The 17,741-nt window shown below is 57.3% G+C and carries 20 protein-coding genes; 12 read left to right on the top strand and 8 right to left on the bottom strand.

The annotated features are described in order from the left end of the window. Positions 1-5: 5 nt before the first annotated feature. Together astE and spy are read left to right on the top strand one after the other, a co-directional pair. A complete protein-coding gene (astE, locus tag DTA24_RS17155; protein ID WP_110196099.1) occupies positions 6-971 on the top strand; it encodes a succinylglutamate desuccinylase in 966 nt (321 codons plus the stop codon). A 343-nt stretch (positions 972-1,314) separates the two neighbouring features. Beyond that, complete coding sequence (gene spy, locus DTA24_RS17150; protein WP_008807744.1) at positions 1,315-1,800, top strand: ATP-independent periplasmic protein-refolding chaperone Spy; 486 nt, start codon at positions 1,315-1,317, stop codon at positions 1,798-1,800. An 88-nt stretch (positions 1,801-1,888) separates the two neighbouring features. Here spy and cho read toward each other — a convergent pair whose 3' ends face one another. Further along, positions 1,889-2,752 carry an excinuclease Cho gene (gene cho, locus DTA24_RS17145; protein WP_008807745.1) on the bottom strand — a complete coding sequence of 288 codons (864 nt, stop codon included), beginning with the start codon at positions 2,750-2,752 and terminating at the stop codon, positions 1,889-1,891. Positions 2,753-2,850: 98 nt separating this feature from the next. Then, positions 2,851-3,678, bottom strand: coding sequence for an ammonia-dependent NAD(+) synthetase (gene nadE / locus DTA24_RS17140; protein WP_008807746.1), 828 nt, complete (start codon positions 3,676-3,678; stop codon positions 2,851-2,853). A 282-nt stretch (positions 3,679-3,960) separates the two neighbouring features. Here nadE and osmE point away from each other — a divergent pair, with 282 nt between their 5' ends. The 8 genes from osmE (at position 3,961) to chbG (ending at position 9,885) form a co-directional block, all read left to right on the top strand. Continuing rightward, positions 3,961-4,299, top strand: coding sequence for an osmotically-inducible lipoprotein OsmE (gene osmE, locus DTA24_RS17135; RefSeq protein WP_008807747.1), 339 nt, complete (start codon positions 3,961-3,963; stop codon positions 4,297-4,299). A 278-nt stretch (positions 4,300-4,577) separates the two neighbouring features. Then, on the top strand, positions 4,578-4,898 hold the full coding sequence (chbB, locus tag DTA24_RS17130) for a PTS N,N'-diacetylchitobiose transporter subunit IIB (RefSeq protein ID WP_002901547.1): 321 nt from the start codon (positions 4,578-4,580) through the stop codon (positions 4,896-4,898). Between the two features lie 19 nt (positions 4,899-4,917). Then, complete coding sequence (locus DTA24_RS28280; RefSeq protein ID WP_012542074.1) at positions 4,918-5,034, top strand: hypothetical protein; 117 nt, start codon at positions 4,918-4,920, stop codon at positions 5,032-5,034. Positions 5,035-5,045: 11 nt separating this feature from the next. Beyond that, positions 5,046-6,404, top strand: coding sequence for a PTS N,N'-diacetylchitobiose transporter subunit IIC (chbC, locus tag DTA24_RS17125; protein ID WP_008807749.1), 1,359 nt, complete (start codon positions 5,046-5,048; stop codon positions 6,402-6,404). A gap of 53 nt (positions 6,405-6,457) precedes the next feature. After that, the gene (gene chbA, locus DTA24_RS17120; protein WP_004140356.1) at positions 6,458-6,805 is read left to right on the top strand and encodes a PTS N,N'-diacetylchitobiose transporter subunit IIA; all 348 of its coding nucleotides are present in this window, start codon (positions 6,458-6,460) and stop codon (positions 6,803-6,805) included. A 27-nt stretch (positions 6,806-6,832) separates the two neighbouring features. Further along, positions 6,833-7,657: a transcriptional regulator ChbR gene (gene chbR / locus DTA24_RS17115; RefSeq protein ID WP_012968458.1), complete on the top strand. Its 825-nt coding sequence runs from the start codon at positions 6,833-6,835 to the stop codon at positions 7,655-7,657. Between the two features lie 110 nt (positions 7,658-7,767). Further along, positions 7,768-9,114, top strand: coding sequence for a 6-phospho-beta-glucosidase (locus DTA24_RS17110; protein ID WP_008807751.1), 1,347 nt, complete (start codon positions 7,768-7,770; stop codon positions 9,112-9,114). Positions 9,115-9,126: 12 nt separating this feature from the next. Continuing rightward, complete coding sequence (gene chbG, locus DTA24_RS17105; RefSeq protein ID WP_012542072.1) at positions 9,127-9,885, top strand: chitin disaccharide deacetylase; 759 nt, start codon at positions 9,127-9,129, stop codon at positions 9,883-9,885. Between the two features lie 57 nt (positions 9,886-9,942). On the opposite strand, the gene katE is transcribed toward chbG, so the two are convergent. Then, positions 9,943-12,201, bottom strand: a complete 2,259-nt coding sequence (katE, locus tag DTA24_RS17100) for a catalase HPII (RefSeq protein WP_032732834.1) — start codon at positions 12,199-12,201, stop codon at positions 9,943-9,945. Positions 12,202-12,406: 205 nt separating this feature from the next. On the opposite strand from katE, the gene cedA reads away from it, so the two are divergent. Next, positions 12,407-12,646, top strand: coding sequence for a cell division activator CedA (gene cedA, locus DTA24_RS17095; RefSeq protein ID WP_004151919.1), 240 nt, complete (start codon positions 12,407-12,409; stop codon positions 12,644-12,646). Positions 12,647-12,703: 57 nt separating this feature from the next. Here the strand turns inward: cedA and DTA24_RS17090 are convergent, their stop codons facing one another. From DTA24_RS17090 to hxpB, 4 genes are all read right to left on the bottom strand, one after another. Continuing rightward, positions 12,704-14,095, bottom strand: coding sequence for an L-cystine transporter (locus DTA24_RS17090; protein ID WP_008807755.1), 1,392 nt, complete (start codon positions 14,093-14,095; stop codon positions 12,704-12,706). A 135-nt stretch (positions 14,096-14,230) separates the two neighbouring features. Then, entirely contained in the window at positions 14,231-14,821 is a 591-nt protein-coding gene (locus DTA24_RS17085; RefSeq protein WP_002901611.1) for a metal-dependent hydrolase, read from the bottom strand. A 91-nt stretch (positions 14,822-14,912) separates the two neighbouring features. Next, complete coding sequence (gene kduD, locus DTA24_RS17080) at positions 14,913-15,674, bottom strand: 2-dehydro-3-deoxy-D-gluconate 5-dehydrogenase KduD (protein WP_049008974.1); 762 nt, start codon at positions 15,672-15,674, stop codon at positions 14,913-14,915. Positions 15,675-15,823: 149 nt separating this feature from the next. Further along, a complete protein-coding gene (gene hxpB, locus DTA24_RS17075; protein WP_012968454.1) occupies positions 15,824-16,492 on the bottom strand; it encodes a hexitol phosphatase HxpB in 669 nt (222 codons plus the stop codon). A 188-nt stretch (positions 16,493-16,680) separates the two neighbouring features. Between hxpB and DTA24_RS17070 the strand changes: the two genes are divergently transcribed. After that, the gene (locus tag DTA24_RS17070; RefSeq protein WP_008807758.1) at positions 16,681-17,217 is read left to right on the top strand and encodes a YniB family protein; all 537 of its coding nucleotides are present in this window, start codon (positions 16,681-16,683) and stop codon (positions 17,215-17,217) included. Positions 17,218-17,246: 29 nt separating this feature from the next. On the opposite strand, the gene yciA is transcribed toward DTA24_RS17070, so the two are convergent. Continuing rightward, a complete protein-coding gene (yciA, locus tag DTA24_RS17065; protein WP_008807759.1) occupies positions 17,247-17,645 on the bottom strand; it encodes an acyl-CoA thioester hydrolase YciA in 399 nt (132 codons plus the stop codon). Positions 17,646-17,741: the final 96 nt, after the last annotated feature.

Here is a 17,741-nt window from a genome sequence, read left to right as displayed (position 1 = left end):
GCGCGGTGGAACATTTTCTGGCATTAACCCTGGCGGGGCGTTTGCCCCACCATTTTCACGGCGAGACGGCGCACTTTCGCTGGCACTGGTTGGGTGAGGGGATCCTCGAGCTGACGCCGCATGCGCGCTGCGAGCGCGGGCTGGTACTCTCCTGCGCCATTCATGGCAACGAAACGGCACCGGTGGAGATAGTCGACCACCTGGTGCAGCGACTGGTCCGGGAGGCACTCCCGCTGCGCTGGCGGTTGCTGGTGATCGTTGGCAACCCACCGGCGCTGCGGGCGAATAAGCGCTATCTGCACAGTGATATGAACCGGATGTTTGGCGAGCGCTGGCGGCAGTTTCCGCTCAGTGAGGAGACGCAGCGGGCGCAGCGGCTGGAGCAGGCGGTGGCCCGCTTCTATCGCGACCACGATGGTCCTCGTTGGCACCTCGATCTGCATACCGCGATCCGCGGGTCGCTACATCCGCGCTTCGGCGTGCTCCCGGCCCGCGATACGCCGTGGGAGGAGGATTTTCTTCACTGGCTGGGCGGCGCCGGGCTGGAGGCGCTGGTGTTTCATCGTCAGCCAGGCGGGACCTTTACCCACTTCAGCTGCGAACGGTTCGCGGCGCTGGCCTGCACCCTTGAGCTGGGCAAAGCGCTGCCGTTGGGTGAAAACGATCTGACGCAGTTTGCCGCCGCCGAAGGCGCGCTTTCCCGGCTGCTGGTGGGGGATCTGGCCATTGCCGACGCCCCGGCGCCGCTGCGCTACCGGGTGGTACAGCAGATCACCCGCCATAGCGATGATTTCCACTTGCATATGGCGGATCAGACGCTGAACTTCACCCCCTTCGAACCCGGCACGCTGCTGGCGGAGGAGGGCGAGGCGCGGTATGTGGTGGGGCCTGAGCCGGAGTATGTCCTGTTTCCCAATCCGACAGTGGCTAAGGGACTGCGCGCCGGCCTGATGCTGGAGAAATTATCCTGAGGGCAAGCCGTCCGCCGGGCGGCCTGCTTTATTTCGCGCGTCTTTTTTCACCATCTTATTTTTTCGTGCGCCAGTGTAAATTTGCAGATTATTCCTGGTAAAATGCTTTGTTTTTAATCTCCCCTCCTTTATACTCTCCATAATTTCTCTGAAAAACAGTGGGTTATTTGTTTTTTATTGCAATTCTTCGGCTAAATTCCTTATTTTCTCCATAATTGGCGAGAAACTGTTTTTTACACTTTCATTGTTTTACTCTTGCTCTGACTAATTGACGATTAACGTCGTAAAGTTAATCTCGTCAACACGGCAACGCGCCGTAAGAATAACGTAAAGTAAGGATTGAATGATGAAGAAACTCACTGCACTGTTTGTTGCCTCTACTCTGGCTCTGGGCGCGGCTAACCTGGCACACGCCGCCGATACCACCACCGCGCCGAGCGACAGCAAGCCGATGATGATGCATCATAAAGGCGGCCCGGGTCAGCATGACATGATGTTTAAAGGCCTGAACCTGACCGATGCGCAGAAGCAACAGATCCGCGACATCATGAAGAGCCAGCGTGAGAACATGAAGCGTCCGTCCCTCGACGAACGCCGCGCGATGCACGATCTGATCGCCAGCGACACCTTCGATAAGGCGAAAGCGGAAGCGCAGATCGATAAGATGGAAGCGCAGCATAAAGCGATGGCGCTGTCCCGCCTGGAAACGCAGAACAAGATCTACAACATTCTGACTCCAGAGCAGAAAAAACAGTTCAATGCTAATTTTGAGAAGCATCTGACAGAACGCAACGCGCCGGCAGGTAAAATGCCTGCACCTGCTGAATAATGTAGCGCACTGAATCAAGACCGCCGGTCTTGCCCAATAATGCCATCAGGCGTTGGGCAGGGCCGGCGGTTTTTTTATTGGTGGTTTCTCAGCCAAGCGGGTGCAGCGGATAGTGACCGCTGAGCAAAGGCTTACAGAGGATCTTGTAACCATCCTGGTCGAATCCGGCGGGCAGACGGGTCAACTCCGCGGCCTGGTCGAGCGAGTCGACGGCCCCCAGCCACAGCCAGTTATGAATGACGTGATACTGCGTCATATCCGGGCCGCGCTCCTCCAGCGCCACTGGCCCCGCCCACGGCCAGCACACCAGCTGCAGTTTACTCATCTGCGCCAGCAGGCGCTCGCTGTGCGCCTCCACGCTCTCCTTTCCACAGCAGGCGCCGGCGCAGCGGCCCAGCGCGGAGCGAAAGCAGGCGCGGCCGCGGCTGAGCGGTTCCAGACCAAGCAGGCCATAACAGAGGCGCTGTTCGTCGGCAAGGCTCTGCAGCATCTGCAGCGCCGCCCGCCGGTTGGCGAACAGGCCATAGAGATGCTGCTGGTGCGAGAAATCAACCTCGCGGGCATAGACAATCTGCGGCCGGTGGTCCGCAAGTCGCCAGGCGCAGAGCTGCTTGTTACGCCGTAGCCGCTTGTTAAACAGCGGCTGCTGCTCTTTAATCAGCCGCGCCTCCAGCAGCAGCGCTCCCAGCTCGCCTGCGGTGCGCTGCCAGGTGATACGCCGCGACTGACGCAGCATCGCGGCCTCTTCGGGCGTGCGCAGGTGAGATAACACACGGCTGCGAAGGTTGACGCTCTTACCGATATAGAGCGGCATTGTGTCGCTGTCGCCGTGAAACTGATAGACGCCCGGCAGCTTTGGCAGCGCCTCCAGCCACGGGCGAAGATGTTCGGGATATTCATAGATCGCCGCCGCTTCAAACTCCAGACGCGGGGCAGATTGCTTTCTGGCCACAATAACTCCTGATACTGTCTATCTATCCAGTATAGCAGGCGGTTTTTGCGGCGAAAAGCGCAAAAAATAACCCCGGCGCGGGCCGGGGCGGGGAGGGACTATTTTTTCCAGAAATCGTCAAAGACGGTGATCGGTGGCCGACGCTTGTGTTCGGTTTTCAGATACCAGCCTTCGATCGTTTTGGCGATACTGGGATCCAGCGTTTTGCCTTCCAGATAATCGTCGATGTTCTCGTAGGTGACACCCAGGGCCACTTCATCCGGCAGGGAGGGGCGATCGTCTTCCAGGTCGGCGGTCGGCAGCTTCTTATACAGATGTTCTGGGCAGCCGAGATGGGCCAGCAGCTGTTTGCCCTGACGTTTGTTCAGGCGGAAAATTGGGTTGATGTCGGTGCCGCCGTCGCCATATTTGGTGAAGAAGCCGGTAATCGCTTCCGCCGCATGGTCGGTGCCGACCACCACCCCTTTGGTCATTCCGGCGATGCTGTACTGGGCCTTCATCCGCTCACGGGCTTTTTCGTTACCGCGAACAAAGTCGCTCAGTTCGATCCCCGCTTCGCGGAGCGCCTGTTCACTGGCCAGTACCGAGGCTTTGATATTCACCGTCAGCACCCGGTCAGGCTGGATAAAGGCGATGGCGTCCTGGCAGTCCTGCTCATCCGCCTGCACGCCATAGGGCAACCGAACGGCAATAAACTGCAGGCTGCTGTCGCCCGTTTCGGCACGCAGTTCATTAATCGCCATCTGGCACAGTTTCCCCGTCAGGGTGGAGTCCTGGCCGCCGCTGATACCCAGCACCAGCGATTTAATAAACGGGTAGGTCTGCAGGTAGGACTTCAGGAAATCGACGCTGCGGCGGATCTCGCCGGCGACATCAATCTGCGGCTTTGCGCCCAGCGCCTGAATAATCTCTTGTTGTAGCGTCATCGCGCCCTCCGAAAGTGAATCTGTTTGGCAAGCTGTTGGCTTAAAGCTACCTCTTTGCCGCTGAAACGACAAGGACCGGGGTTTTGACTGCCGGAAAAGAAGGCAATCAATGACATAGGATTTCATTATAGATGCCACTGCGCGGGAGAAACCGCCGGTCGGCAGCGGCGCGTCAATCCTGTTTACGCAATAACACAATCAGACATGATTTCGCTGTTCGGCTTGAAAAATAACACTATTTATTCCAGGCTTATCGTTACACAGTAGAAAAGAGGAACCAAAATGAACAAAAGCTTAGCAGGAATACTGGGCGTCACCGTCGCGTTAACCTTACTGGCGGGCTGTACCGCTTACGATCGTACCAAAGACCAGTTTACCCAGCCGGTGGTGAAAGATGTGAAGAAAGGGATGTCGCGTCAGCAGGTGATGCAGATCGCTGGGAAACCTTCAACGGAAGTGACCATGGTTCATGCCCGCGGCACCTGCCAGACCTACATCCTCGGTCAACGGGATGGTAAAGTAGAGACCTACTTTGTGGCCCTCGACGACACTGGCCATGTGATTAACTCCGGCTACCAGACCTGCGCCGAGTATGATACTGACCCGCGCAACGCCAAGTAAGCTTCCTACTGTTTACTGAGCCCTACGTAAGCCCGACCACTGGTCGGGCTTTTTTGTGAGTACTGATGCTTATTTAATTGCGCGAATTATTTGGGTGAAAATGTGAGGGTAGTCAAAACCAGAGGTCAATGAGAGACAATTCTGTTCAACAGCGAATTATCCTGGCGGCTCAGCTTGCCGTATACTCAACCCATAAACAGAATTAACCGGATGTTACCAGTCTTACCGGCTCTCAGCGGTTGCTGAAGGCCCTGGTCTCACACATTGAGGAAGCGTTCATGGAAAAGAAACACATTTATCTCTTCTGCTCGGCAGGCATGTCTACATCACTGCTGGTCTCCAAAATGCGCGCGCAGGCAGAAAAATACGAAGTCCCGGTCATTATTGAAGCCTATCCCGAAACCCTGGCAGGTGAAAAGGGACCGGAAGCCGACGTGGTATTATTAGGACCACAAATTGCGTATATGTTACCGGAAATTCAGCGCCTGCTGCCGAATAAACCGGTAGAAGTCATCGATTCTCTTCTGTATGGCAAGGTGGATGGTTTAGGTGTATTGAAAGCCGCCGTCGCGGCCATTAAGAAAGCTGCAGCACAATAATTTTAACTTTTAAAACTCGATGTATTTTGACGCCTGGCGGCACCCTGTTGCCGGACGTCAAAAAATAAAGAGTTTATTTTCCCGTCAAAGAGTAATTTCATACATCATCGCCGTAATAGTTTATTGCGGCTTTTAAGGGTATTGACTATGAGTAAAGTGATCGACTCGCTTGAAAAGGTACTCCTTCCTTTTGCAGTGAAAATAGGAAAGCAGCCGCATATTAATGCGATTAAAAACGGATTTATTAAGTTAATGCCGTTGACCCTCGCCGGGGCCATGTTTGTATTAATTAACAACGTTTTTCTGAGCTTCGGCGAAGGCTCTTTCTTTTATTCTATGGGCATTCGACTGGATGCCTCCACCATTGAAACCTTAAACGGCTTTAAGGCTATCGGCGGGAACGTCTATAACGGTACCCTCGGCATTATGTCGCTGATGGCGCCGTTCTTTATCGGCTCCGCGCTGGCGGAAGAGCGCAAAGTTGACCCGATGGCCGCGGGCCTGCTGGCTGTGGCGGCCTTCATGACCGTGACCCCGTATAGCGTGGGCGAAGCCTATGCGGTGGGCGCCAACTGGCTGGGCGGGCAGAACATCATCTCCGGGATGATTATCGGTCTGGTTGTCGCGGAACTGTTCACCTTCGTGATCCGTCGTAACTGGGTGATCAGACTGCCGGACAGCGTGCCAGGGTCAGTATCGCGCTCTTTCTCCGCGCTGATCCCGGGCTTCTTGATCCTCTCTATCTTCGGCATTATCTCGTGGGCCCTGTCGAGCTACGGCAGCAACTTCCACCAGATCATCATGGACTCGATCTCCACGCCGCTGGCGGCGATGGGCAGCGTGGTCGGCTGGGCATACGTTATCTTTAACTCCCTGCTGTGGTTCTTCGGCGTGCACGGTTCCCTGGCGCTGACGGCGCTGGATAACGGCATCATGACCCCGTGGGCGCTGGAAAACATCGCGCTGTACAACCAGTACGGCTCGGTTGATGCGGCTATCGAAGCAGGCAAACAGTTCCACTTCTGGGCCAAGCCGATGCTCGACTCCTATATCCTGCTGGGTGGCTCCGGGGCAACGTTGGGTCTGATTATCGCCATCTTTATCGCTTCCCGTCGCGCTGACCATCGTCAGGTGGCGAAGCTGGCACTGCCGTCAGGCATCTTCCAGATTAACGAACCGATTCTGTTTGGTCTGCCGATCATTATGAACCCGGTGATGTTCATCCCCTTCGTGCTGGTCCAGCCGATTCTGGCGGCCATTACGCTGGCGGCCTACAGCCTGGGGATTATCCCACCGGTGACCAACCTGGCGCCGTGGACCATGCCGACCGGTCTGGGAGCGTTCTTTAACAGTAACGGCAGCGTGGCCGCCCTGCTGGTGGCCCTGTTCAACCTTGGCGTCGCGACTCTGGTCTACCTGCCGTTTGTGGTGCTGTCGAATAAAGCGCAGACCGTCATCGAGCAGGAAGAGAGCGAAGAAGACATCGCTAACGCACTGAAATTCTGATACCGCGCGGTACGGGCAGTGCCCCGTACCGCCTGATAAATGAGGGAAATATTATGTTTGATCTGGACAACATCGACGCGGTAGAAACCCCGGAAAATGACCTCGAAGAGGTGGTGATGGGGTTGATTATCAACTCCGGACAGGCCCGCAGCCTGGCCTATGGTGCGCTGAAGCAGGCGAAGCAGGGCGATTTTGCCGCGGCGAAAGCGATGATGGAGCAGTCGCGCCAGGCGCTGAGCGAGGCGCATCGCGTGCAGACCCAGCTTATCGAAAGCGACGAGGGCGAAGGCAAAATGAAGGTCAGCCTGGTGCTGGTGCATGCTCAGGACCATCTGATGACCTCGATGCTGGCCCGTGAGCTGGTCGCCGAATTGATTGAGCTGCACGAGAAGGTACAATAGGCCATCGCGACGATGAGGCAGCCCAGGATGATGACCACCGAGATCAGTACCGCCAGAGAACAACAGCTGTTCAACGGGAAGAACTTTCATGTGGTCATCTATAACAAAACGGAAAGCGTGAGCGGGCTTCACCAGCATGATTACTACGAATTTACCGTGGTATTAACCGGGCGATATTACCAGGAGATCAATGGCAAACGGGTGCTGCTGGAGCGCGGGGATTTCGTCTTTATCCCGATGGGTTCGCACCACCAGAGCTTTTACGAATTTGGGGCGACGCGCATCCTTAACGTCGGCATCAGCAGACGCTTCTTTGAGAAACATTATCTGCCGCTGCTGCCGTTTGGCCTGGTGGCCTCGCAGGTTTACGCCGTGCAGAGCGCTTTTCTCGGCTACGTTGAGTCGGTCATCGCCTCACTCAATTTTCGCGAAACGGAATTTGACGAATTTATCGAGCTGGTTTCCTTTTATGTCATTAACCGTTTACGCCACTATCGCGAAGAGCCGGTTGCCGATGTTATTCCGCAATGGCTAAAAAATACCGTTGAGGCCATGCACGATAAGCTGAAATTCGGGGAGGGCGCGCTTGAGAATATGGTTCGTCTCTCGGGAAAAACGCAGGAATATTTAACCCGGGCGACCCAGCGCTATTATGGTAAAACGCCGATGCAGATAATTAATGATATCCGTATTAACTTTGCCAAAAAACAGCTGGAAATTACCAACTATTCGGTGACGGATATTGCGTATGAATCCGGGTACAGTAGCCCGAGCCTGTTTATTAAAACCTTTAAAAAACTGACGTCGTTTACGCCGAGCAGTTATCGCAAACATTTGACCAGTATTAATTAAACCCGTGCGGTTTTAGCCGCCAGGTTTATACCGTAAATCATTCAAATTAACTGTCCGCATTGTTGCGGAGAGCGGCCTGCGTCCAGGCGTAGCGCCCAAGGGAGAAAAAGATGAGCCAGAAATTAAAAGTAGTCACTATTGGCGGCGGCAGCAGCTATACCCCGGAATTACTGGAAGGCTTTCTGAAACGTTACCATGAACTGCCGGTCACTGAACTGTGGCTGGTGGACGTGGAAGAGGGCCAGGAGAAGCTCGATATTATCCATGCGCTGTGCGAGCGGATGGTGGAAAAAGCCGGCGTGCCGATGAAGGTCTATAAAACGCTGGATCGCCGTGCGGCGCTGCAGGGCGCGGATTTTGTCACCACCCAGCTGCGCGTGGGCCAGCTGAAGGCGCGTGAAAAAGATGAGCGTATTCCGCTGAGCCACGGCTACCTGGGCCAGGAGACCAACGGGGCGGGTGGGCTGTTTAAAGGGCTGCGCACCATCCCGGTGATTTTCGATATCGTAAAAGATGTGCAGGAGATTTGCCCGGACGCGTGGATCATCAACTTCACCAACCCGGCGGGCATGGTCACCGAGGCGGTCTATCGCCACACCAGTTTCAAACGCTTTATCGGCGTGTGCAACATTCCTATCGGCATGAAGATGTTCATCACCGACGTGCTGCAGCTCAGCCCGAGCGATGAGCTGAATATCGACCTGTTCGGTCTGAATCATCTGGTGTTCGTCCGCGACGTGCTGGTTAACGGCGTCTCGCGCTTCGATGAACTGCTGGACGGCGTGGCCTCTGGCCGCCTGACCGCGAACTCGGTGAAAAATATTTTCGACCTGCCGTTTAGCGAGGGGCTGATCCGCTCCCTGCGCCTGATCCCATGCTCCTATCTGCTCTACTACTTTAAGCCAAAAGAGATGCTGGCGATTGAGATGGGCGAGTACTATAAGGGCGGCGCGCGCGCTCAGGTGGTACAGAAGGTGGAGAAACAGCTGTTTGAGCTATATAAAAATCCAGATCTCAAGGTTAAGCCGAAGGAGCTGGAGCAGCGCGGCGGCGCCTATTACTCCGATGCCGCTTGCGAAGTGATCAACGCTATCTATAACGACAAGCAGACTGAGCACTATGTGAATATCCCGCATCATGGCCACGTGGATAATATCCCGGCGGACTGGGCGGTCGAGATGAGCTGCACCTTAGGTCGCGACGGCGCGAAGCCGACGCCGCGCATCACCCATTTCGATGAGAAGGTACTGGGGCTTATCTACACCATCAAGGGGTTCGAAGTGGCGGCCAGCCAGGCGGCGATCAGCGGCGAGCTGAATGATGTGCTGCTGGCGCTGAACTTAAGCCCGCTGATCCATTCCGATCGTGACGCCGAGCAGCTGGCGCGGGAGATGATTCTGGCGCATGAAAAATGGCTGCCGAACTTTGCGGCGACTATCGAAAAACTGAAATCTTAACAGGAGCGGCCAATGGAACGCGTATTGATCGTCAATGCCGACGACTTCGGCCTCAGTAAAGGGCAGAACTACGGCATTATCGAGGCCTGCCGCAACGGCGTGGTGACATCGACCACGGCGCTGGTCAACGGCGCGGCCATTGACCACGCCGCCCAGCTAAGCCGCAGTACCCCGGAGCTGGCGGTCGGCATGCACTTTGTGCTGACGCTGGGCGAGCCGCTGTCGGCCATGCCGGGATTAACCCGCGAAGGCCGGCTGGGCAAATGGATCTGGCAGCAGGCAGAAGAAGGTCGCCTGCCGCTGGAGGAGATCGCCCACGAGCTGGCGTGTCAGTACCGTCGTTTTGTCGATCTCTTCGGTCATGAGCCGACGCATCTCGACAGCCACCACCATGTGCATATGATCGCCCCGATCTATCCCATCGTGGCGGCCTTTGCCCGCGAGAAGGGTATCGCGTTACGTATTGACCGCCAGGTGGCGGCGCAGAGTGGGCTCGATCAACAGGCGGCGCGCAGCAGCGCAGGCTTCAGCAGCGAGTTTTACGGCGAAGCTGTCTCTGAGGAACTGTTTCTGCAGACGCTGGATGCCTCAATCGCCCGCGGGGAGCGTTCCCTGGAGGTGATGTGTCATCCGGCTTTTGTCGATCAGACCATTATGGGCAGCGCCTACTGCTACCCGCGGCTGGGTGAGCTTGATGTGCTGACGTCTGCCGCGCTGAAAGCGGCGGTAGCCGACCGGGGTTATCGTCTGGGAACCTACCGCGACGTGTAAGCCCGATGGGGGAAAGGGAAAGTGAATCAAGCCCGGCACCGTGTGCCGGGCTTTTTACTACGCCGGAATAGCGGCGATTTTTGGACTTCTCGACCACACGCGATGCGCCGTCATCAGGGCGAGCAGTGTGTCCGCCGCTGGCGTGTCGAGAGCATCGGTGACGATGACCCCCTCTTCACCCTGGGCTGGGACCTGCAGAACGGACGTCAGCTGTCGCGCATCCCCTGCCAGCAGGATCGGCTTCAGATGCTTATAGGCTTCCAGCAGGTAATAGCGCGCGTCGCCGCTCTGGCTCAGGGCGCTGAGGTCGCCGCCAGGCACCACTACCGCATCCACCGTCAGCGATGGGGAACCGGCGAAGGTGCCGGCGATCGGCAGGGGAGAGCCATCGTCGGCGATGACTTCGCCCATCCGCGAGTAGAGCAGCTTGCTGTGCACGCCCTGGGCCTGCAGCGCCTGCAGGAGATGGACCAGATCCTGCGCCGAGGTGCGTTCGTTGAGCAGGACGGCCACTACACGGCCTTTCACATCCCCTTCGGCGTCGGCGTAGAGGCTGAGGCTGGGGTCTTTCTCCACGCCGTTGACCGGGGAAGGCAGGGTAATGTTACGCTGATAATCGCTCAGTTCGATACCTAAGTTCGCCCCGACCGCTTCCGCCAGCTTAGTATCAATGTGGGCCAGATGATCGACCACCCGCTCGCGGATCCAGGTGCGGACCACTTTGCTGAGTTCAAAGCTGAAACCATCGATAATATGCTGCTGCTCAATCGGCGTCTGGCTCAGCCAGAACAGACGCGGCTGGGCGTAATATTCGCCGAACGAAGGGCTGCGCTGGCGGATTTTTTCGCCGTCGACGCGCTCGGCGAGGGACTCAAAGCCGCCGCGTTTGGCCGCTGGCGGCGTCTCGCGCGGCCAGTTGTCGTTAATGGAGTTGGGCTCGTAGTTGGCCGGATTGGTGTCAATGTCCATCCGGTGCATCCCGTCGCGCTGGAAATTGTGATACGGGCAGGTTGGACGGTTGATGGGGATTTCATGGAAGTTCGGCCCACCCAGGCGGCTAATTTGCGTATCGGTGTAAGAGAAGAGGCGCCCCTGCAGCAGCGGATCGTTGCTGAAATCAATGCCCGGTACGATATGCCCGGGATGAAAGGCCGCCTGTTCGTTTTCGGCAAAGAAGTTGTCCGGATTGCGGTTGAGGACCATCTTGCCAACCCGTAAGACCGGCACCAGCGCCTCGGGGATCAGCTTGGTGGGATCGAGCAGATCGAAGTCAAAATCAAACTCGTTCTCCTCGGGGATGAGCTGCAGGCCAAGCTCAAATTCCGGGTAGTCCCCGGCTTCGATGGCCTCCCACAGGTCGCGGCGATGAAAATCAGGGTCGCGGCCGGTCAGCTTCTGCGCTTCATCCCACACCAGCGACGCCTTGCCGGCCACCGGTTTCCAGTGGAAGCGGACGAAGGTGGCTTTGCCCTCGGCGTTGATCAGACGGAAAGTGTGGATCCCAAAGCCTTCCATGGTGCGATAGCTGCGCGGGATGCCGCGATCCGACATCGCCCACATCACATTGTGCAGCGTTTCCGGTTGCAGGGAGACATAGTCCCAGAAAGTATCGTGGGCGCTCTGTCCCTGCGGGATGGCCCAGTGAGGCTCAGGCTTCACAGCGTGGACAAAATCGGGGAACTTCATCGCGTCCTGGATGAAGAAGACCGGTGTGTTGTTGCCGACCAGGTCAAAAATCCCTTCGTCAGTGTAAAACTTGGTAGCGAAGCCGCGAATATCGCGGACGGTGTCCGCCGACCCCGCGCCGCCCTGCACGGTGGAGAAGCGCACAAAGACCGGGGTGATCTTATCGGCTGCCGAGAGAAAATCGGCTTTGGTCAACGCTGTCAGGCTTTTGTAGGGCTGGAAGTAACCGTGGGCCGCTGAGCCGCGGGCATGAACGATACGCTCCGGAATTCGCTCATGGTCAAAGTGGGTGATCTTCTCCCGCAGAATAAAATCTTCCAGCAGCGTTGGGCCGCGGGCGCCGGCGCGCAGCGAATTCTGATCGTCGGCAATACGTACGCCCTGGTTGGTGGTCAGCGGATAGTCTTCTCCGCCTTTACGCTGCGGCTCCAGGGCGTCAAGTTTGCTGCTGTGGGTTTCCGGTGCTTTCAGGCTGCCGGGGGCGGTCGGTTCGGCGCCTGGGGCGGTGGGTTTCGGCGTGGGGCGCCACTCCTGGTCATCCGGCGCCAGCGAGTCGAGCCCCGGTTTCGCTTCCTCGCTGTCGTGGACCGGTGCCTGCTGGTGGTGAGGGTTTGGGTGCTTATCAGACATTACTCGTCTCCTGCTTTCATTGCTAAAAGTGGTCGTTGATAAACCAAAACCCTTCTAACTATAGAACATTACGCTGCCTGCGCCCGGCGCAGGGGCAGGGAGTTATCCTAAAATGCGCATCGGCGGCAGGGGGGCGACGAACGGGCCCACAATCGGCTATGATAGAGGTTTCTGTTTCCCGCTCTGTTTAGTGAATCCATTTGTTATGAAACCATTGCGCCAACAAAATCGCCCTGTCATTAGCTACGTGCCGCGCGTGGAGCCTGCGCCTCCGGAACATGCCGTGAAAATGGACCATTTTCGCGATGTCTGGATTTTGCGCGGGAAGTATGTCGCCTTTCTGCTGATGGGGGAGCATTTTCGCCGCTCGCCGGCGTTCAGCGTGCCGGAGTCGGCCCAGCGCTGGGCTAACCAGGTGCGTCAGGAAGGTGAGATTGAAGCCTGAGTCTGCTGCAGAAATAAAAAAACCGCTGATAATCAGCGGTTTTTTTGTGCTTACCGTTTAGCGATGCGCCAGTTCGGCCTCTTCTTCGCTATCGAAAATCGACTTGTCGGTCTGGCGCAGCCACTGGCTGGTCAGGGTCCCGGCGGTCATTGAGCCGTTAACGTTCAGCGCGGTACGCCCCATGTCGATCAGCGGTTCGACGGAGATCAGCAGCGCTACCAGGGTCACCGGCAGGCCCATCGCCGGCAGAACGATTAGCGCGGCGAAGGTGGCCCCGCCGCCCACCCCGGCGACGCCCGCCGAGCTGACGGTGACGATGCCCACGAGGGTGGCAATCCACATCGGATCCAGCGGGTTAATGCCCACGGTCGGCGCGACCATGACTGCCAGCATGGCCGGGTAGATGCCGGCGCAGCCGTTCTGGCCGATGGTGGCGCCAAAGGAGGCGGAGAAGCTGGCAATCGACTCCGGTACGCCGAGACGACGGGTCTGGGCTTCCACGTTCAGCGGAATCGACGCGGCGCTGGAGCGGCTGGTGAAGGCGAAGGTGATCACCGGCCAGACTTTACGGAAGTACTTCAGCGGGCTGATGCCGTTAATCGCCAGCAGCAGGCCGTGGACGACAAACATAATGCCCAGCGCAATGTACGAAGCTACCACGAAGCCGCCAAGTTTGATGATGTCCTGCAGATTCGACCCGGCAACCACTTTGGTCATCAGGGCCAGTACGCCGTAAGGGGTCAGCTGCATCACCAGACGAACCAGCTTCATCACCCAGCCCTGCAGGGTATCGATGGCCGTCAGCACGCGCTGGCCTTTTTCCACATCCTCTTTCAGCAGCTTAAGCGCTGCCACGCCGAGGAATGCCGAGAAAATGACGATACTGATGATGGAGGTCGGGTTAGCCCCGGTCAGGTCAGCAAACGGGTTCTTCGGCACAAAGGAAAGGATCAGCTGCGGTACGCTGAGATCGGCCACTTTTCCCACATAGTTGCTCTGGATGGCGTTCAGACGGGCTGTTTCTGCGCTGCCCTGAACCAGACCCTCGGCGGTGAGGCCGAACATATTGGTCACCAGCACGCCAACCAGCGCAGCGATAAGCGTGGTGAACAGCAGAGTGCCGATGCTCAGGAAGCTGATTTTTCCCAGCTGAGAGGCATTATGCAGCCTGGCCACCGCGCTCAGGATCGAGGCGAAGACCAGCGGCATCACAATCATTTGCAGCAGCTGGACATAGCCATTACCGACGATATTGAACCACTGGATGGAATCCTTCAGCACCTGGCTGTCAGACCCGTAGATCAGCTGCAGCGCCAGACCAAAGACCACACCAATGGCCAGACCAACCAGCACTTTCCTGGCCAGGCTCCACTGTTTATGGCGAGTTTGCCCCAGCGCAAACAGTAATACGGCGAACACGACTACGTTCGCTATTAATGGAAAGTTCATCCCCGTTCTCCTGATATTTTTATAACCTGGGCTGGTGGATAACCAGCTCTTATGACGGCAAGGTTAGCAGAAGGCGTTATCAAGGACTTATATTCAAATGGAATGGGTTATAACCAAATGGTGTTTTCCGGCGGTTTATCGGCCACTCTGATGACTAATGAAGCGATTGAAGGTGATTTGCAGGGAATTGATCACTCCGGAAGACCAGCGTATTGCGCTGTTGTCCGCCAGCGTCTGCGGCATCCAGACGGCATAGACGAACAGCGCCATGCATAAAGCGCGCTCCAGTTGGTTACCCTTGCGCGGCGCGAGGATCGGCAGCCGGAAGCGCCAGCGGCAGGGCCACAGCAGCGGCACCCCGGCGGGGGTGAGCATATCGGCGAGGATGTGGCTGAGATAGCCCAGCACCAGGCCCTGGAGGGCGTCCGCCGGGACAATCCAGCTGTCAGGCACCTTGAGGTAGAATAGCGTCAGCGCGCCAAAGACGGCCAGCAGGCTGTGGGTGAAGCCGCGGTGGCCAAAGGCCCGCGCCACGGGCTTTGAGATCCAGCTCAGTCGTTGGCCGAGAAATGACTTAGGGTGATCGATGTCCGGCAGCAGGCAGGTCAATACCGCAGAGGGCACAATATGCCACCAGTCGCCCTGCGCCAGCACCGGCGTTAACTCTGCGTTTTTGGCAAATACTGCGCAGGCGATTGAAAAGAAGAGATGGCCTTCCGCCGTCATGATAACACACCCTAAACTGTCGATTCATACAGTATAGGGTTTTTATACAGTGTACGGAAGAGGTGACGGTGTAACTCTTTGTCACAAATTTTCAGCGCGCCAGCCATCCGCCATCAACGGCAAGCGTATAGCCGTTAATATAGTCGGCGGCAGCCGAGGCGAGAAACACCACCGGCCCCTGCAGGTCTTTGGGTTCTCCCCAGCGACCGGCGGGAATGCGCTCGAGGATCGCCTGGTTACGTTCTTCATCTTCACGCAGCGCCTGGGTGTTATTGGTGGCCATATATCCCGGCGCAATGGCGTTGACGTTGATGCGTTGGCCTGCCCATTCGTTGGCCAGCAGGCGGGTCAAACCCAGCACGCCGCTTTTCGAGGCGGTATAGGAGGGGACGCGGATCCCGCCCTGAAACGAGAGCATCGAGGCGATGTTAATGATTTTGCCGCCATCGCCCTGGCGAATGAACTGCCTGGCGACCGCCTGGCTGAGAAAGAAAACCGCTTTGAGATTCAGATCGATCACCGCGTCCCAGTCGCTTTCCGTGAAGGTCAGGGCATCATGGCGGCGGATAATCCCGGCGTTATTGACCAGAATATCGACCCGACCCATCGCCGCCACCGCCTGGTCGACCAGCACGCTCATCTCATCCTGACGGCTGAGATCCGCCTGAATGGCATGAAAGCGGCGACCCAGCGCCTGAACCTGTGCTGCCGTGTCATGGGGAATTTTACGGTTGATGCCGACGATATCGCACCCGGCCTGCGCCAGGCCCAGCGTCATTCCCTGTCCCAGGCCGGTATCGCAACCGGTCACGATGGCGACCTTACCCGTCAGGTTGAAGGCGTTCAGTACCATATTCACCTCTGTCAGCTGATCTTCAGGCGTACGATGACGCCACCTGTGACCAGCATAGAGGCAGGAAAACAAAATTACAATAAAAATGAAACGTCGTTTTGATTTTATTACTGGCGGCGTGACAGCGATCGCGTCACCCGCCAGCGGCCTTACCCGAGCAGGGCTTCGGCTGTCAGGGCCTGCAGTGACGGGAGCTTGACGTCCGCCAGCACGAAGCGCGGGTCGCGGCTGTTCTCCGCTTCCGGTACCACGATAGCGCGCATGCGCGCGGCTTTGCTGGCGATCATGCCGTTGACCGAATCCTCCAGCGCGACGCAGCGCTGCGGGTCGACTCCCAGGGCAGCGGCGCAGTTGAGGTATACCTGCGGGTGCGGTTTGCTCCAGGGCAGATGTTCCGCGGAGGCGAGCGCATCAAACTGGTCACGCAGTTCGAACATGTTGAGCACTTTCTCCAGCATCACCAGCGGCGAGGCCGAGGCCAGGCCCACCTTTAAGCCCTGAGCTTTACACAGGGCCACTGCCTCGCGTACGCCCGGTAGCAGCGGGCGTGAGGCTTCCACCAGCTCGATGGCCCGGCGGATAATGCGCGCGGTGGCTTCTGCGCGATCGACGCCGTGCCACGGCTGCTGCGCATACCACAGATCCACCACCAGGTCGATTCGCAGACCAAGCAGGTCGGGCAGTTCATCGCGGCGGCGGGTATCCACCCCCAGGCTTTCCATGACCTCGACCTCCGCCTGATCCCAGAGCGGCTCAGAGTCAATCAGCAACCCGTCCATATCAAAAATCGCGGCCTCAATGCGGCGCTTCGCTGACATATGTCCTTCTCCTGTTGCGTAATCAGATAAACGAATCGGCATTCATGGTATATCATACCGCGCGTTATTGGGCGAAATTCGCCGTGGAAGATAGACTTATACCCGACACATTCGGGTCAGCGAGGAGCGCCTGCGCCACGCAACAGGCGGCAGGCGAATCACCAACGCGTCTTTAACAAGGGGAACTCATGACGTACCAACAAGCTGGACGCATAGCGGTTATCAAACGCATTTTGGGATGGGTCATCTTTATTCCCGCCGTGCTGTCGACGCTGATTTCTGTGCTCAAATTTATGTATGAGCACAGTGAAAAGAAACCCGGCATTGACGCGGTAATGATGGATTTTGCGCATGTCATGATTGAGATGATGCGCTTTAACACGCCGTTCCTGAACTTTTTCTGGTACAACTCGCCGCTGCCGGATTTCCACCACAGCCTGAACATCGGCTTCTGGATCATCTTCATTCTGGTGTTTGTTGGCATGGCGCTGCAGGCCTCCGGCGCGCGGATGGCGAGGCAGGCGAAATTTCTTCGCGAGGGGATTGAGGATCAGCTGATCCTCGAGCAGGCCAAAGGCGCAGAAGGGTTATCCCGTGAGCAGCTCGCTGAGCGGATCGTGGTACCGCGCCATACCATCCTGGTGCAATATTTCCCGCTGTATGTGCTGCCGGTGATCGTGATTATTATCGGCTACTTCTTCTTCTCGCTACTGGGCTTTCTGTAAGCCAGGTGCCCGGTTAGCCGGGCGCCATCTTATTCTGCCGGCAGAGCCCGCGGTTTACCCTGATTATCGACAGCAACGTAGATAAACAGCGCTTCCGTCGCCTTATAGCGCTGGCCAATCGGTTCAGAAGAGACTTTTTTCACCCACACTTCGATGTTAATCGTCACCGAGGTGTTGCCGCGCTTCACGCAGCGGGCGTAGCAGCACACCACGTCGCCGACGGCGACCGGGCGTAAAAAGGTCATCCCATCCACGCGCACGGTCACCACGCGACCCTGAGCGATCTCTTTGGCCATGATGGCGCCCCCGATATCCATCTGCGACATCAGCCAGCCGCCAAAAATATCCCCGTTGGCATTGGTATCCGCCGGCATCGCCAGGGTGCGTAAAACCATTTCGCCCTTCGGGGCAAGATCTGTAGTTGTCATGCTCTACTCTGTTGTGGTCAAAGACGATCAGCGGGATGCTACTATGAAAACGGGGCGGAGAGAATAGGGGAAAGCGCCCGCAGAGGCGGGCGCGGC

The sequence above is a fragment of the Klebsiella sp. P1CD1 genome (genome assembly GCF_003790505.1).
In the GTDB taxonomy this organism is placed as follows: domain Bacteria; phylum Pseudomonadota; class Gammaproteobacteria; order Enterobacterales; family Enterobacteriaceae; genus Klebsiella; species Klebsiella variicola.
The sequence above is the reverse complement of the archived record's forward strand: the minus strand, read 5'-3'. Positions and strand labels throughout refer to the sequence as shown.